Origin of the sequence: Rubrivivax sp. JA1026 (genome assembly GCF_011065555.1) — a bacterium.
Lineage (GTDB): Bacteria > Pseudomonadota > Gammaproteobacteria > Burkholderiales > Burkholderiaceae_C > Rubrivivax > Rubrivivax benzoatilyticus.
Genome location: NZ_JAALCQ010000001.1, coordinates 75,315 through 89,921, shown reverse-complemented (window position 1 = coordinate 89,921; position 14,607 = coordinate 75,315). Strand labels below are relative to the sequence as shown.

Below are 14,607 nucleotides of genomic sequence, written 5' to 3'. Positions count from 1 at the left end.
GCTGGGCCGGCATTCTAGCGCCGCCGCGGCGGCGTCGCGAGATGTCCCCGGCCCGGCGCGGCCGGCGCTCGCTACACTGCGCGCCCTCATGGACGACACACCTTCTCCGCAACGGCCGATCCGCAGCTACGTGCTGCGCGCCGGCCGCATGGGCACCGGACAGCAGCGAGCGCTGGCCGAACTCGGGCCCCGCTACGTGCTGCCCTACGCGGCGCAGCCCCTGGACTTCGCCGCCGTCTTCGGCCGCACGGCACCGGTGGTGCTGGAAATCGGCTTCGGCATGGGCGACGCGACGGCCCAGGTGGCGGCCGCCTCGCCCGAACGCGACCTGCTGGGCGTCGAGGTGCACGAGCCCGGCGTCGGCGCGCTGCTGCGCCACATCGGCGAACGCGGCCTGGAGAACGTGCGCATCCTGCGCCACGACGCCGTCGAGGTGCTGCGCGAGATGATCCCTCCGGCCTCGCTGGCCGGCGTGCACGTCTGGTTCCCCGACCCCTGGCACAAGAAGCGGCACCACAAGCGCCGCCTGATCCAGCCGGCCTTCGTCGAGCTGCTCGCCAGCCGGCTGGCGCCCGGCGGCTACCTGCACTGCGCCACCGACTGGCAGCCCTACGCCGAGCAGATGCTGGAGGTGCTGTCGGCCAGCTCGCTGGCCAACACCGCCGCCGGCTACGCCGAACGACCGGCCTGGCGGCCGCTGACCAAGTTCGAGGCCCGCGGCCTGCGCCTGGGCCACGGCGTCTGGGACCTGGTGTTCACTCGGACCAGCTGACGACACCGCTCCACGCCGTCAGCAGCACGACGCAGCCGAAGACGATGCGATACCACGCGAAGACCGTGAAGTCGTGCGTGGAGATGTAGCGGATCAGCCAGCGGATGCACAGCAGCGCACTGACGAAGGCGAAGGCCGAGCCGACGAGGAACATCGGCGCGTCGCCCCAGTGCAGCGCGTCGCGCTGGCGGAACACCGAGTAGGCGCCGGCGCCCATCAGCGTCGGGATGCCGAGGTAGAAGCTGAACTCGGCGGCGCAGCGACGCGAGAAGCCGAAGAGCATCGCGCCGATGATCGTCGAGCCCGAACGGCTGGTGCCCGGGACCAGCGCCAGGCACTGCACCAGGCCGACCTTCAGCGCGTCCAGCGGCGTCATGTCGTCGACGCTCTCGACACGCGCCCGGCGCGCGCCCTCCAGGTCGCGTTCGCCGAAGGCCCGCCGGTGGCGGCGTTCGACGAGCAGGATGACGATGCCGCCGACGATGAAGGCCGTGGCCACCGGCACCGGGTGGAACAGGTGCTCCTTGACGACCTTGCCCAGCGCCAGGCCGAACACCACCGCCGGCACGAAGGCGATCAGCACGTTGAGCGCGAAGCGCCGCGCCAGCGGGTCGTGGCCGATGCCGGTGACGGTGCGGCCCAGGCGCTGGCGGTACTCCCAGATCACCGCCAGCATGGCGCCGGTCTGGATCGCGATCTCGAAGACCTTGGCGGTCTCGCCGGTGAAGTCGAGCAGGGAGCCGGCGAGGATCAGATGCCCGGTGGAGGAGATGGGGAGGAACTCGGTGAGGCCCTCGACGATGCCCATGACCGCGGCCTTGGCCAGCAGCAGCAAATCCAAAATGCTCGTCCCTTGGAAGCGGCAAAGCGGCCGATCATAGAGGCCGCCGGCGACACGGCCGCCGATGTCACCGCGGCGCGTGCGTGAAGCGCAGGACGAGCGCGCCGGGTCGCCTGCCCCGGCCGCGTCATGCGGCGACGCCGGAAAGCCGCCTTGCGGCCCGGCCGCCGGACTGGGTACAGTCCACTAATGACCTCGAAGTCATTAGATACCCCTCCCCGGCCGCCGCGGCAGCGCCGCAAGCACGCACGGCCGCAGGAGCTGCTGGACGCGGCGCTCGAGCTGTTCGTGCAGAACGGCTACGCGGCCACCCACTCCGACGAGGTGGCCCGCCGGGCCGGTGTCTCCAAGGGCACGCTCTACCTCTACTTCCCGAGCAAGGAAGAGCTGTTCAAGGCCGTCGTGCGCGCGACGCTGTCCAACCTGATCGCCGAGGGCGCCGAGCTCGCCGAGCACCACCAGGGCTCGACGCGCGAGCTGCTGCTGGCCCTCGGCCGCATCTGGTGGGAGCGCATCGGCAGCCGGCCGGCCGCCGGCCTGCACCGCGTGCTGCTGGCCGAGCTGCAGCACTTCCCCGAGCTGCAGCGCTTCTACGCCGACGAGGTCGTGGCGCCGGCCGACCAGCTCTTCGCCCGTGCGCTGCAGCGCGGCATCGAACGCGGCGAGTTCCGCGCCCTGCCGGTCGAGGAGGCCTGCTACGCGCTGATCGCGCCGCTGCTGATGCGCGCGCTCGACGGCGGCACGCTGTGGGCGCCGCCCGTGCGGCCCACCGAGGAACTGCTGGCGCTGCAGATCGACATCCTGCTGCGCGGCATCGAGCGCCGCGACGGGCCGGCCGCGGCGCCAAACCCCGGATCGGCGCACGCCGCCAGCGGCGCCTAGAATCCGGACAGCCCGGACTCTGATACCCTGCACGGTATATTGCGATGAACACCGAACTCGCCCGCTTCAACATGATCGAGCAGCAGATCCGCCCCTGGGAGGTGCTGGACGACGGCGTGCTGCAACTGCTGGCGACGGTGCGGCGCGAGGACTTCGTGCCGCCGGCGCTGAAGGCCCTGGCCTTCGCCGACCTGCAGGTGCCGCTGATCGCCGACGAGCCGCACGGCCCGGTGATGCTGGAGCCCAAGATCCAGGCCCGGCTGCTGCAGGAGCTGCAGGTGCAGCGCCACGAGAAGGTGCTGGAGATCGGCACCGGCTCGGGCTTCATGGCCGCGCTGCTGGCGCACCGCGCGCAGCAGGTCTGGACGCTGGAATGCCGCTCGGCGCTGGTCGCCCAGGCGCGCGAGAACCTGCGCCGCGCCGGCGTGACGACGGTCCGGGTCGTCGAGGTGACGGCCGAGGACGGCGCCCGCGGCCTGCCCGCCGAGGCGCCGTTCGACGCCATCGTGCTGTCGGGCTCGGTCGCCGCGGTGCCGCGCGCGCTGCTCGAGCAGCTGAAGGTCGGCGGCCGGCTGGCGGCGATCGTCGGCGAGCTGCCGATCATGTGCGCCCGGCTCTACACCCGCGTCGGCCCCGAGGCCTGGTCCGAGGTCGACCTGTTCGACACCGTCGCGCCGCGTCTGCAGGGCTTCGCCGAGCCGACGCGCTTCGCCTTCTGAGCCCGGCATGCCCGCGCGCCGGCCTGCCGTCCATCGCCTGCGGCGGCACGTCGGCCCCGTCCGGGGCGCCGCCCGTCGCATGACGGCAGCGGCGCCGGCCCGTCGGCGCTAGAACCGCGGCTCGTCCCGCCGAAACACGAAGAACCGAGGGAACCCGTTTCATGCGTCCGCTCCTCACCCGTCTCGCCCTGGCCAGCGCCGTCGCGTTCGCGCTGCCGGCGGCCGTCCACGCCCAGAGCCTGTCCGAGCTGTACCAGGCCGCCCGCGCCTACGACGCGTCCTACCTGGCCGCACGCGCACAGGCCGACTCGGCCGAGTACCAGGTCGCCCAGACGCGCGCGCTCAACCGCCCGGCCGCGGCGCTGAACGCCAGCGCCACCGGCAGCGACTCCCGCCCCGACGGCGTCGAGCGCGGCACCTACAACACCGCCCGCGCGTCGATCGACGCCAGCCTGCCGCTGTTCAACCGCTCCAACTCGGTCGCGATCGAGCAGGCCGAGCGCTCGCTGGCGGCCACCCAGGCGGCGCTGGAAGCGGCCGAGCAGGACCTCGTCGTGCGCGTCGCCCAGGCCTATTTCGACGTGCTCGCGGCGCAGGACGCGCTGGCGACCACGCGCGCGAGCAAGACCGCGATCACCGAGCAGCTGGCCTCGGCCAAGCGCAACTTCGAGGTCGGCACCGCGACGATCACCGACACCCGCGAAGCCCAGGCCCGCTACGACCTCGTGCTCGCCGAGGAGATCGCCGCCGAGAACCTGCTGCTGACGCGGCGCACCGCGCTGGACACCCTGGTCGGCCGCCTCGGCACCGACCCGAAGCCGCTGGCCACGCCGGTCGTGCTGCCCGAGCCCAGCCCGGCCGACCCCGAGCAGTGGGTGCGCAGCGCGCAGGGCGACCACCCGGCGATCCGCCGCGCCCAGGTGGCCTACGACATCGCCCGCCTCGAGACCGAACGCGCCCGCGCCGGCCACCTGCCGACGCTGGACCTGGTGGCCTCGGCCGAGCGCCAGCGTGTCGGCGGCAGCTCGGTGGCGCTGAACAACGCCGGCGGCGCCACCAACACCTACAGCATGGGCCTGCAGTTCAAGCTGCCGCTGTACGCCGGCAACGCGACGCAGAACCGCGTGCGCGAGACGCTGCTGCTGGAGGAGAGCTCGCGCAACGAGCTGGAATCGGCGCGCCGCAACGTCGCGCTGAACGCGCGCACCGCCTTGTTCGCGGTGCAGTCGGGCATCGCCCAGGTCCGCGCCTACGAGGCCGCCGAGGCCTCGAGCAAGCTGTCGCTGGAAGCCACGCAGCTCGGCTACCGCGTCGGCGTGCGCGTCAACCTCGACGTGCTCGACGCCCAGACCCAGCTCTACGCCACCCAGCGCGACCTGGCGCGCGCACGCTACGACGTCATCGTCAACACGCTGCGGCTGCGCCAGGCGGCCGGCCGGCTGGGCCTGACCGACGTCGAGTCGGTCAACGCGCTGCTGGCGCGCTGACGCCCGGCAGCAGCTCGACGATCGCGCGCGCCATGCGTTCGGCGGCGCCACGGTGCTGGGCCGAGAAGGCCAGCGCAGCGGCCACGCGCTCGGCGCGCGCCGGGTCGAACGCCAGCGCCACTGCCTGCGCGACGCCGTCGGCCATGTCGGCCGCACGCAGCGCGGCGCCGGCGGCCAGCGACATCTCGGCGGCCTGCGCGAAGTTGAAGGTGTGCGGCCCCATCACCAGCGGGCAGCCGCAGGCCGCGGCCTCGATCAGGTTCTGCCCGCCCAGCGGCGCGAAGCTGCCGCCCAGCAGCGCCGCGTCGGCGGCGGCGTAATACAGCGGCATCTCGCCGATCGAGTCGCCGAGCCAGACGTCGGCACCGGCCGCGTCGGCCGGCGGCGTCTCGCCCCAGCCGCTGCGACGCCGCACCGACAGCCCGGCGGCGGCGGCCATCTGCGCCACGGCGTCGAAACGCTGCGGATGGCGCGGCACCAGCAGCAGCAGCGGCCGCGGCGCGTCCAGGCGCTTCCAGGCGGCCAGCAGCAACTCCTCCTCGCCTTCGCGTGTCGACGCCGCCAGCACCACCGGCCGGCCCGCCGCGACACGCCAGGCGCGGCCGCGCTCGACCAGCGCCGGGTTCGGCGAGACGTCGAACTTCAGGTTGCCCATGACCTGCGGCGACGGCGCGCCGCTGGCCTCGAGCCGGCGCGCGTCGTCGGCGGTCTGCGCCAGCACGCGCGAGAAGCTCGCCGCCGCCGGACGCAGCAGCGCCTGCAGGCGCTGGCCCTTGGCGAAGCTGCGTTCGGACAGGCGCGCGTTGGCCAGCACCATCGGCACGCCGGCTTCGAGGGCGGCGTCGAGCAGGTTGGGCCAGATCTCGGTTTCCATCAGCACGCCGACCGCCGGCCGGTGGCGGCGCAGGAAGCGCCGCACCGCGCCCGGCGTGTCGTAGGGCAGCCAGACCTGGGCGTCGCCGGGTTGCAGCAGCGCCGCGCCGGCTTCGCGGCCGGTGGCGGTGCCGTGCGTCAGCAGCAGGCCGCGCTCCGGCGCGAGCCGGCGCAGCGCGTTCAGCAGCGGCTCGCTGGCACGCGTCTCGCCCAGCGACACGGCGTGCACCCAGATGCGGCCGCTGCGGCCGTCGCCGACGCCGCCGGTGGCGAAACGTTCGTTCCAGGCGCTGCGGTACGGCGGCTCGTGGCGCCCGCGCCACCACAGCTTGCCGACGTACAGCGGCGCGGCCAGGCGCAGGCCGGTCGAGTAGACCCAGCGGGCGAAAGCGCCGTCAGCAGCCATGTCGGGTTCCGCGGCGGGAAGAAGGCCCGCCTCGCGCTCAGTGCGCGGCGGCCTCCACGCGGGCGTCGGCCTTCACGGCGCGCAGCGCGGCCATGAAGTCGCCCTGGATGCGCTCCAGCGCCTCGGGCGTGTGGCCCTCGAAACGCAGCACCAGCACCGGCGTCGTGTTCGACGCGCGGATCAGGCCGAAGCCGTCGGCGAAGTCGATGCGCAGGCCGTCGACGGTGCCGACGTCGCCGCCGGCCAGCGCCAGCCGGCCGTCGGCGGCACGCGCCAGCAGCTCGGCGACGACGCGGTGGTTCTCGCCCTCGGCGCAGGGCACGTTGAGCTCGGGCGTGCTGAAGCTCGTCGGCAGCGCGTCGAGGAATGCGCTGGGGTCGGCCTCGCGCGACAGGATCTCCAGCAGCCGCGCCGCGGTGTACATCGCGTCGTCGAAGCCGTACCAGCGTTCGCCGAAGAACAGGTGGCCGCTCATCTCGCCGGCGAACGGCGCGCCGGTCTCCTTGAGCTTGGCCTTGATCAGCGAGTGCCCGGTCTTCCACAGCAGCGGCACGCCGCCGGCGGCGCGGATCGCCTCGGGCAGGCGCTGCGAGCACTTGACGTCGAAGATGATCTCGGCGCCCGGGTGGCGCGACAGGATGTCGCGCGCGAACAGCATCACCTGGCGGTCGGGGTAGATGACGTTGCCGCCGGCGGTGACCACGCCCAGGCGGTCGCCGTCGCCGTCGAAGGCCAGGCCGAGCTCGGCGCCGGTGGCGTGCACGACCTTGATCAGGTCGGCGAGGTTCTCGGGCTTGGACGGGTCCGGGTGGTGGTTCGGGAAGTCGCCGTCGACCTTGGAGTACAGGTCGATGACCTCGCAGCCCAGGGCCTTCAGGATGCCGGGCGCGCTGGCGCCGGGGATGCCGTTGCCCGAGTCGACGACGATCTTCATCGGCCGCGCGAGCTGGCAGTCGGAGACGATGCGCTGGGTGTACTCGGCCAGGATGTCCATCGCCGCGCTGCGGCCGGGCGCCTGCACGTAGTCCTCGGCCTCGATGCGGCGCTTCAGGCGCTGGATGTCCTCGCCGTAGATCGCGCGGCCGCCGAGCACCATCTTGAAGCCGTTGTAGTCCTTCGGGTTGTGGCTGCCGGTGACCTGGATGCCGGAGCGGCAGCCGTGTTCGCCACGTGTCGCGGCGACGTAGTAGAGCATCGGCGTCGTCACCGCGCCGAGGTCGACGACGTCCAGGCCGGTCGACACCAGGCCGCGCACCAGCGCCGCCGCCAGACCCGGGCCCGAGAGCCGGCCGTCGCGGCCGACGGCCACGGCGCGCTCGCCGGCGGCCAGCGCCTCGGTGCCGAAAGCCCTTCCGAGATGCTCCGCGAACGTTTCGTCGATCGTCTGGCCGACGATGCCGCGGATGTCATAGGCCTTGAACACCGAGGAATGGACTTGCATGGAAGGCGGGCCGGGGGCCGGGTGGAAGTCGCGGGCGATTGTAGGCAGCGGCCGGGCGGGCCGGCTTGCGCCCCGGCGCGGCCGTCTCAGAACGGGAACAGCAGCGGCAGCAGCGCCACGCAGACGATGCCGACGACCACCGTGAACGGCACGCCGATCTTCACGAAGTCGGCGAAGCGGTAGCGCCCCGGGCCCAGCACCAGCGTGTTCACCGGCGAGGACACCGGCGTCATGAAGGCCGCCGACGCCGCCAGCGCGACCATCATCGCGAACGGCTCGGGCGCGCAGCCCAGGCGCTCGGCCATGCCCAGCCCGATCGGCGCCATCAGCACCGCGGTCGCGGTGTTCGAGACGAAGAGCCCCACCGCCGCCGTCAGCACGAACAGCCCGGCCAGCGCCGCGCGTGGCGAGGCCTCGCCGGTGGCCGCGAGCATCGCGCCCACCAGCCAGTCGATGCCGCCGGTCTTCTGCAGCGCGACGGCGAACGGCAGCATGCCGACGATCAGCATCAGGCTCTGCCAGTGGATCGCGCGGTAGGCCGACTCGGCGTCGATGCAGCGCACCGCGCCCATCGCCAGGCAGCCCAGCAGCGCCGCGACGACGTTGGGCACCAGCCCCGAGACCATCAGCGCGACGGTGGCCGCCAGCACCGCCAGCGCCAGCGGCGCGCGCGACGCGGCCGGCGCGACGTCGTCGACCTCGGCCGGCAGCGTCAGCACGACGAAGTCGCGCGCCGCGCCGGCCAGGCCGCGGATGTCCTTCCAGGCGCCGGCCACCAGCAGCGTGTCGCCCATCCTCAGCTTGGCGTGCAGCGGATCCTCGTCGACGAGGTGGCCGCCGCGGCGCAGGCCGATGACGTTGATGCCGCGCTGCGAGCGCATGCGCAGCTCGAGGATCGACTGGCCGATCACCGCCGCACCCGGCGGCACCAGCAGCTCGGCCAGGCCGATCTCGCGCGACAGGCGCGAGAAGTAGTCGCGCCGGAACGGCAGCTCGGTGAAGCCCATCGCCTCGACGACACGCTGCGCCTGGGCCGCCCCGTCGGGCGCGGCGAAGTCGGCCAGCAGCACGTCGCCGGGCAGGATCTGCTGGTGCGCCGAGGTGTCGACCACCGTCGGCCCGAGCCCGCGCTCGCGTTCGATGGCGATGACGTTGGCGCCGTGGCGTGCGCGCAGCTCCAGCTCGCCCAGCGTGCAGCCGACGGCCGGCGACGCGGCCGGGACACGCAGGCGCCGCGTGCGGTCGAGCAGGCCGTAGTCGGCGGCCAGCTCGCGCAAGCGCCGGCGCCGGCCCTCGCCGTCGCGGCGCGGCGCCTCGCGTTCGGCCAGCCAGCGCCGCGCCACCAGCATGTAGCCGATGCCCAGCACCAGCAGCACCGCGCCCATCGGCGTGAAGTCGAAGAAGCCGAAACCCTCGTGGCCGCGGCGGTGCAGCTCGGCCTGCACGACGAGGTTGGGCGGCGTGCCGACCAGCGTCAGCATGCCGCTGAGCAGCCCGGCGAAGGCCAGCGGCATCATCAGCCGCCCCGGCGCGCTGCCCACGCGCGCGGCCACGCGCAGCGCCACCGGCACGAAGATCGCCACCACCGCCGTCGAGCTCATCACCGAGCCCAGCGCCGCGGTCGCGGCCATCAGCAGCGCCAGCAGCCGGGCCTCGCGGCCGCCGGCACGCGCCACCAGCCAGTCGCCGACGCGGTGCGCGATGCCGGCCCGCGCCAGCGCCTCGCCGATGACGAAGAACAGCGCGATCAGGATCACGCCCGGCTCGCTGAAGCCGGCCAGCGCCTCGGGCAGCGTCAGCGTGCCGCCCAGCACCAGCAGCGTCAGCGCCGCCATCGCCACCACGTCCATGCGCGGGCGATTGAGCACGAAGCAGACGACGCAGCCGGCCAGCAGCGCCAGCACCCAGACGGTTTCGGGAGTCATCGACGGCGCACCCGGGCGGCGGGTGCGGGGGCGGATTGCAAAGGGCGCGATCTTCGCCCGGCCATCGCCCGCGCCGCGCGTGTCCCCTGCCCGCCCTAGGACATCGCTGCAGCGGTGGACATGTCCGGAAACGGCGAGTCCGCGTCAGCCCGCCCCCTATCATGGGCCGCATGTTCCCCGACCCCGACGCCGCCTACCTCGCGCTCGCCGCCCGCGACGCGCGTTTCGACGGCCGCGTGTTCGTCGGGGTCACCAGCACCGGCATCTACTGCCGCCCGGTGTGCCGCGTGCGCACGCCACGGCGCGAGAACTGCCGCTTCTTCGCCAGCCCGGCGCAGGCCGAGGCCGCGGCCTTCCGCCCCTGCCTGAAGTGCCGCCCGGAGATCGCGCCCGGGCTGTCGGCGATGGACTCCTCCGACGCGCTGGCCGGCTGCGCCGCGCGCGCGATCGAGGCCGCGGTGCAGGCCGGCGAGCCGGTCGTGCTGCCGGCGCTGGCCGCACGCCTGGGTGTCGGCGAGCGCCATCTGCGCCGCATCTTCGCCGCCGCGCACGGCGTCGCGCCGCGGGAGTACCTCGCCACCCAGCGCCTGCTGCTGGCCAAGCAGCTCTTGACCGACACGACGATGCCGGTGGCCCAGGTCGCGCTGGCCAGCGGCTTCGAGAGCCTGCGGCGTTTCAACGCCGCCTTCCTGGAACGCTACCGCCTGGCGCCGACGGCGCTGCGCCGCGCGCGCGGCGAGACCCCGGCCGAGCCGGTGCTGCGCCTGGCCTGGCGGCCGCCCTACGACGTCGAGGCGATGCTCGGTTTTGCCGCGCGCCGCGCGCTGGCCGGGGTCGAGCAGGTCGAGGGCCTGGCCTGGCGGCGCACGCTGGCCTGGCCGCAGCGCGGCTCGGTGCTCGACGGCTGGATCGAGGCGCGTTTCGTGCCCGAGCGCCACGAGGTCCATCTGCGCGCCGCGCCGGCCTTGGCCCTGGTGCTGGGCGCCGTGCTGCGCCGCGTGCGCGAGGCGCTGGACCTGGACGCCGACCCGGCGCCGATCGCCGCGGCACTGGCCGCCGCCGGCCTGGCGGCCGAGGGCCAGCGCCTGCCCGGCGCCTTCGACGGCTTCGAGACCGCGGTGCGCATCGTGCTCGGCCAGCAGGTCACGGTGGCCGCCGCCGGCACGCTGGCGGCACGCCTAGTGCGGCGCTACGGCCGCCCGGTGCCGACGCCGTTCACCGCGCTGACGCACGCCTTCCCCGACGCCGCGACGCTGGCCGCCGCCGACCCCGACGAACTCGGCCGCCTGGGCCTCGTGCGCCAGCGTGTGCGGGCGCTGCAGGCGCTGGCCGCGGCGGTGGCCGACGGTTCGCTGAAGCTCGAACGCGGCGCGCCGCTGGCGCCGACGCTGGCCACGCTGGCCGCCCTGCCCGGCTTCGGCCCCTGGACCGTGCAGCTCGTCGCGCTGCGTGTGCTCGGCTGGCCCGATGCCTGGCCCGCCGGCGACGCCGGCCTCGCCGCCGCGCTGGGCAGCCGCGACGCGCGTGAACACGAACGCGCGGCCGAGGCCTGGCGGCCCTGGCGCGCCTATGCCGCGATGGCGCTCTGGCGCCCTGGAGACACCCGATGAGACACCCCCGACTCCAGGCGCAGTCGCGCCTGGACACGCCGCTGGGCCCGGTGACGCTGGCCGCCAGCGCCAGCGGCCTGGCCGGCCTCTGGTTCGACGCCCAGCGCCACCACCCCGGCGCGCTGGACCTGCCCGTCGACCCGGCGCATCCGCTGATCGCCCGGGCGGCGGCCGAGCTGGCGGCCTACTTCCGTGGCGACGGCGCCGGCTTCACGGTGCCGCTGGACGCCGAAGGCACGCCGTTCCAGCACGCCGTCTGGGACCAGCTGCGCGCCATCGCCGCCGGCACGACGACGAGCTACGGCGAGATCGCGCGCCGCATCGGCCGGCCCAGCGCGGTGCGCGCCGTCGGCGCGGCGGTCGGCCGCAACCCGCTGTCGATCGTCGTGCCCTGCCACCGCGTCGTCGGCGGCAGCGGTGCCCTGACCGGCTACGCCGGCGGGCTGGAGCGCAAGCAGGCCCTGCTGGCGCTGGAGCGCGGGGCCGCACGGTGACGCGGCGCGACCTCGCCGAGCTCTTCGTGCTCGCGTCGCTGTGGGGCGGCTCGTTTCTCTTCATGCGCCTGGGCGCGGCCGACTTCGGCCCGGCGGCGCTGGTCTTCGTGCGTGTCGCCGGCGCGGCGCTGATGCTGCTGCCGCTGGTGCTGCTGCGCGGAGAAGGTGCGGCGCTGGCCCGCCACTGGCGGCCGATCGCCGTCGTCGGGCTGCTGAACTCGGCGCTGCCCTTCGCCTGCTACATGGTCGCGGCGCTGGTGCTCAGCGCCGGGCTGTCGTCGATCTTCAACGCCACGACGCCACTCTGGGCGGCGCTGATCGCCTGGGCCTGGCTCGGCGACCGGCCGACCCGGCCGCGCCTGCTGGGGCTGGCGATCGGTTTTGCCGGCGTGCTGGCCGTCGGCCTGCACAACGCGAGTTTCAAACCCGGCGAACACGGCGTCAGCGCGGCCGCCGGCATCGTGCTGTGCCTGGTGGCGACACTGTGTTACGGCATCGCCGCCAGCTACACCAAGAAGCGCCTGGGCGGCGTGCCGCCGATGGCGGTGGCCGGCGGCAGCCAGCTCGCCGCGGCGGTGTTCACGCTGGGCCCGGCGCTGTGGTGGTGGCCGGCGCAGATGCCGGGTGCCGCGGCCTGGGGCGGCGCGGCGGTGCTGGCCTTCGCCTGCACCGGTTTCGCCTACTGGCTGTTCTTCCGCCTCGTCGCGCATGCCGGGCCGGCGAACGCGGTCTCGGTGACCTTCCTGGTGCCGGCGTTCGCGGTGCTGTGGGGCTGGCTGTTCCTCGGCGAGCGCCTGTCGGTGGCGACGGTGGCCGGCTGCGCCGTCGTGCTGCTGGGCACGGCGCTGGCCACCGGCGTGCTGCCGCGGCGGCGGGCTTGAATTCGGCGGCGCACGCCCCAGCTTCGGAGCATGCCCACCGAAACCGTCCGTCTCCCCGCCCGCCTGCACACGCTGGCCGCGATGGCCGCGCTGCTCGAACGCCTGGAGCGTCAGCCGCGTTCGGCCAGCGCCGGGCAGTACCGCGGGGTCGTGCAGCAGGTCCGCGAGTTGCTCGCCGAAGCCGAAGGCGACGAGGCCCTGCCGGCGCTGCTGGCCATCGCCCCGGCGACCGCCGAGCTCTACGAGAACCTGCACTACGAACACGCGGGGCTGTGCCGCTCGCCGCTGGAGGACGCACTGAACGCCGAACTCGCGGCGTCGGCGGCGATCACCGCGGCCCGCGGCCGCTGAGCGCCCCCGGCCACCCAAGGCCGGGGCCGGCATCGGACAATGGCGGGTTGCCCGAACCCGCCCGCATGGCCGACCTGCATCTCGACGACCTCGAAGCCGCCATCAACTGGTGGCGCGACCGCTCCCCCTCGCCCGACGGCGTGACCGCCTGCGCCGAGGTGCGGGCGCTGGCCGAGGTCTACGCGCCGCTGGTGCGCGAACGCCGCAGCACGGTCGACGAAGACACTCTGCCGCCGGCGGCGCGCACCGCCTGGCTCGCCTGGTACGCCAGCACACCCGACGCGCCGTGCATCGCGATCTGCTCGACGACGCAGGGCGACGCGATCTGCAAAGGCTGCGGCCGGACCTTCGACGAAGTCCAGCACTGGACCGTGATGACCCCCGCCGAGAAGCGCGCCGTCTGGCGCCGCATCACCGCCGACGGCACGGCCTGGCGCTTCAACCGTTATGCCGAACGCGCCGCGCGGGGGACGCGTTGAGCGCGCTGGGGCCTGCGGCCGGGCGCGACGAGCCGGTTCCCGAACCCTTTCCCGCGCCGCCGCCGGGCCGCGCCGCGCGGCTGGCCGACAGCGGCCGGCGCATCGCCCCGCTGGCCTGGCCGGTGTTCGTCGGCCAGCTCTCGGTGCTGGCCTTCAGCACCGTCGACACCGTGCTCGTCGCGCGCCACTCGGCCGCCGACCTGGCGGCGCTGGCCGTCGGCAGCGCCGCCTACATCACGACCTTCGTCGGCTTCATGGGCGTGGTGATGGCGCTGGCGCCGATCGTCGGCCAGCTCTTCGGTGCCGGCCGCCCGGCCGACGCCGGGCGCCAGCTGCACCAGGCGGTGTGGATCGCGCTCGCCTTCTCGGCGATCGGCTGCGCGCTGCTGCTGTTCCCGACGCCGTTCCTGGCGCTGGCCCAGGCCACGCCCGAGCAGGCCGACAAGGTGCGCGGCTACCTCGCGGCGCTGGCGGTGGCGCTGCCGGCCTCGCTGCTGTTCACCGCCTACCGCGCGTTCAACGTCGCGGTGTCGCGGCCCAAGGCGGTGATGGCGCTGCAGCTCGGCGCGCTGGCCTTCAAGATCCCGCTGTCGACGGCGCTGGTGTTCGGCGTGCCGGCGCTCGGCCTGCCGGCGCTGGGGGTGCTGGGCTGCGGCATCGCCACCGCGGTGGCGATGTGGGCGCAGACGATCGCCGCCTTCGCGCTGCTGCGCCGCGACCGCTTCTACGACGCCTTCCAGCTGCGCGGCCGCGGCCTGGACGCGCCCGACCGGCCGGCGATCGGCGCCCAGCTGCGGCTGGGTCTGCCCTCGGGCGCCGCGGTGCTGGTCGAGGTCTCCGGCTTCACCTTCATGGCGATCTTCATCGCCCGGCTGGGCGAGACGCCGGTGGCCGGGCACCAGATCGCGGCCAACCTGGTGTCGCTGCTGTTCATGCTGCCGCTGGCCATCGCCAACGGCGCGGCCACGCTGGTCGCGCAGCGCATCGGCGCGCGCGACCTGCCGGCGGCGCGCCGGCTGGGCTGGCACGGCGTGATCATCGGCGCCGGGCTGGCGGTGTTCAACGGCGGCGCGCTGTACCTGCTGCGCGAGCCGGTCATCGGCCTGTACACGCGCGACCTCGCGGTGGTGGCCGCGGCACTGCCGCTGCTGGCCTTCGTCGCGCTGTTCCACATCGCCGACGCGACGCAGACCGTGGCCGCCTTCGTGCTGCGCGCCTGGCGCATCGCCACCGTGCCGCTGGTCATCAACGCCACGGCGCTGTGGGGCGTCGGGCTGGGCGGCGGCTACCTGCTGGCCTTCGACCCGCTGGGCGTGGTGCCGCCGGCGCTGCACGGCGCGCCCGGCTTCTGGATCGCGTCGACGGCGGGGCTGGTGCTCACCGCGGCGGCGCTGTCGGCCTTCCTCGCCTGGACGCTGCACCGGCAGCGCCGCGCGGCGGCCTGAG

14 protein-coding genes are annotated in these 14,607 nt (G+C 74.5%); 10 read left to right on the top strand and 4 right to left on the bottom strand.

What is annotated here, in order from left to right; translation table 11 throughout:
- The first annotated feature begins 88 nt into the window (after nucleotides 1-88).
- The gene (trmB, locus tag G5B56_RS00450) at nucleotides 89-772 is read left to right on the top strand and encodes a tRNA (guanosine(46)-N7)-methyltransferase TrmB (protein WP_009858873.1); all 684 of its coding nucleotides are present in this window, start codon (nucleotides 89-91) and stop codon (nucleotides 770-772) included.
- Here trmB and G5B56_RS00445 read toward each other — a convergent pair.
- Entirely contained in the window at nucleotides 756-1,613 is an 858-nt protein-coding gene (locus tag G5B56_RS00445) for an undecaprenyl-diphosphate phosphatase (RefSeq protein WP_029718633.1), read from the bottom strand. The genes trmB and G5B56_RS00445 overlap by 17 nt on opposite strands.
- A gap of 189 nt (nucleotides 1,614-1,802) precedes the next feature.
- Here G5B56_RS00445 and G5B56_RS00440 point away from each other — a divergent pair, with 189 nt between their 5' ends.
- The 3 genes from G5B56_RS00440 (at nucleotide 1,803) to G5B56_RS00430 (ending at nucleotide 4,701) form a co-directional block, all read left to right on the top strand.
- A complete protein-coding gene (locus G5B56_RS00440; RefSeq protein ID WP_029718634.1) occupies nucleotides 1,803-2,495 on the top strand; it encodes a TetR/AcrR family transcriptional regulator in 693 nt (230 codons plus the stop codon).
- Nucleotides 2,496-2,539: 44 nt separating this feature from the next.
- A complete protein-coding gene (locus G5B56_RS00435) occupies nucleotides 2,540-3,214 on the top strand; it encodes a protein-L-isoaspartate O-methyltransferase (RefSeq protein ID WP_009858876.1) in 675 nt (224 codons plus the stop codon).
- A gap of 161 nt (nucleotides 3,215-3,375) precedes the next feature.
- Nucleotides 3,376-4,701, top strand: a complete 1,326-nt coding sequence (locus tag G5B56_RS00430; RefSeq protein WP_164962017.1) for a TolC family outer membrane protein — start codon at nucleotides 3,376-3,378, stop codon at nucleotides 4,699-4,701.
- On the opposite strand, the gene G5B56_RS00425 is transcribed toward G5B56_RS00430, so the two are convergent.
- The 3 genes from G5B56_RS00425 to G5B56_RS00415 all read right to left on the bottom strand — a co-directional run bounded on the left by G5B56_RS00425 (nucleotide 4,679) and on the right by G5B56_RS00415 (nucleotide 9,346).
- Nucleotides 4,679-5,980, bottom strand: a complete 1,302-nt coding sequence (locus G5B56_RS00425; RefSeq protein WP_164962016.1) for a 3-deoxy-D-manno-octulosonic acid transferase — start codon at nucleotides 5,978-5,980, stop codon at nucleotides 4,679-4,681. The two genes, G5B56_RS00430 and G5B56_RS00425, sit on opposite strands and share 23 nt — an antisense overlap.
- A 37-nt stretch (nucleotides 5,981-6,017) precedes the next feature.
- A complete protein-coding gene (locus tag G5B56_RS00420; protein WP_029718635.1) occupies nucleotides 6,018-7,421 on the bottom strand; it encodes a phosphomannomutase/phosphoglucomutase in 1,404 nt (467 codons plus the stop codon).
- An 86-nt stretch (nucleotides 7,422-7,507) separates the two neighbouring features.
- Nucleotides 7,508-9,346, bottom strand: a complete 1,839-nt coding sequence (locus G5B56_RS00415) for an SLC13 family permease (RefSeq protein ID WP_029718636.1) — start codon at nucleotides 9,344-9,346, stop codon at nucleotides 7,508-7,510.
- Between the two features lie 161 nt (nucleotides 9,347-9,507).
- Here G5B56_RS00415 and G5B56_RS00410 point away from each other — a divergent pair, with 161 nt between their 5' ends.
- From G5B56_RS00410 to G5B56_RS00385, 6 genes are all read left to right on the top strand, one after another.
- On the top strand, nucleotides 9,508-10,956 hold the full coding sequence (locus G5B56_RS00410; RefSeq protein ID WP_164962015.1) for an Ada metal-binding domain-containing protein: 1,449 nt from the start codon (nucleotides 9,508-9,510) through the stop codon (nucleotides 10,954-10,956).
- A complete protein-coding gene (locus G5B56_RS00405) occupies nucleotides 10,953-11,450 on the top strand; it encodes a methylated-DNA--[protein]-cysteine S-methyltransferase (RefSeq protein WP_009858882.1) in 498 nt (165 codons plus the stop codon). Before G5B56_RS00410 ends, G5B56_RS00405 begins: the two co-directional genes overlap by 4 nt.
- On the top strand, nucleotides 11,447-12,331 hold the full coding sequence (locus G5B56_RS00400) for a DMT family transporter (protein WP_164962014.1): 885 nt from the start codon (nucleotides 11,447-11,449) through the stop codon (nucleotides 12,329-12,331). Before G5B56_RS00405 ends, G5B56_RS00400 begins: the two co-directional genes overlap by 4 nt.
- Nucleotides 12,332-12,361: 30 nt before the next feature.
- Nucleotides 12,362-12,682: a hypothetical protein gene (locus G5B56_RS00395; protein WP_009858884.1), complete on the top strand. Its 321-nt coding sequence runs from the start codon at nucleotides 12,362-12,364 to the stop codon at nucleotides 12,680-12,682.
- A 65-nt stretch (nucleotides 12,683-12,747) separates the two neighbouring features.
- Nucleotides 12,748-13,161: a DUF3717 domain-containing protein gene (locus tag G5B56_RS00390; protein WP_164962348.1), complete on the top strand. Its 414-nt coding sequence runs from the start codon at nucleotides 12,748-12,750 to the stop codon at nucleotides 13,159-13,161.
- On the top strand, nucleotides 13,158-14,606 hold the full coding sequence (locus G5B56_RS00385) for an MATE family efflux transporter (RefSeq protein ID WP_164962013.1): 1,449 nt from the start codon (nucleotides 13,158-13,160) through the stop codon (nucleotides 14,604-14,606). The genes G5B56_RS00390 and G5B56_RS00385 overlap by 4 nt, the downstream gene beginning before the upstream one ends.
- Nucleotide 14,607: the final 1 nt, after the last annotated feature.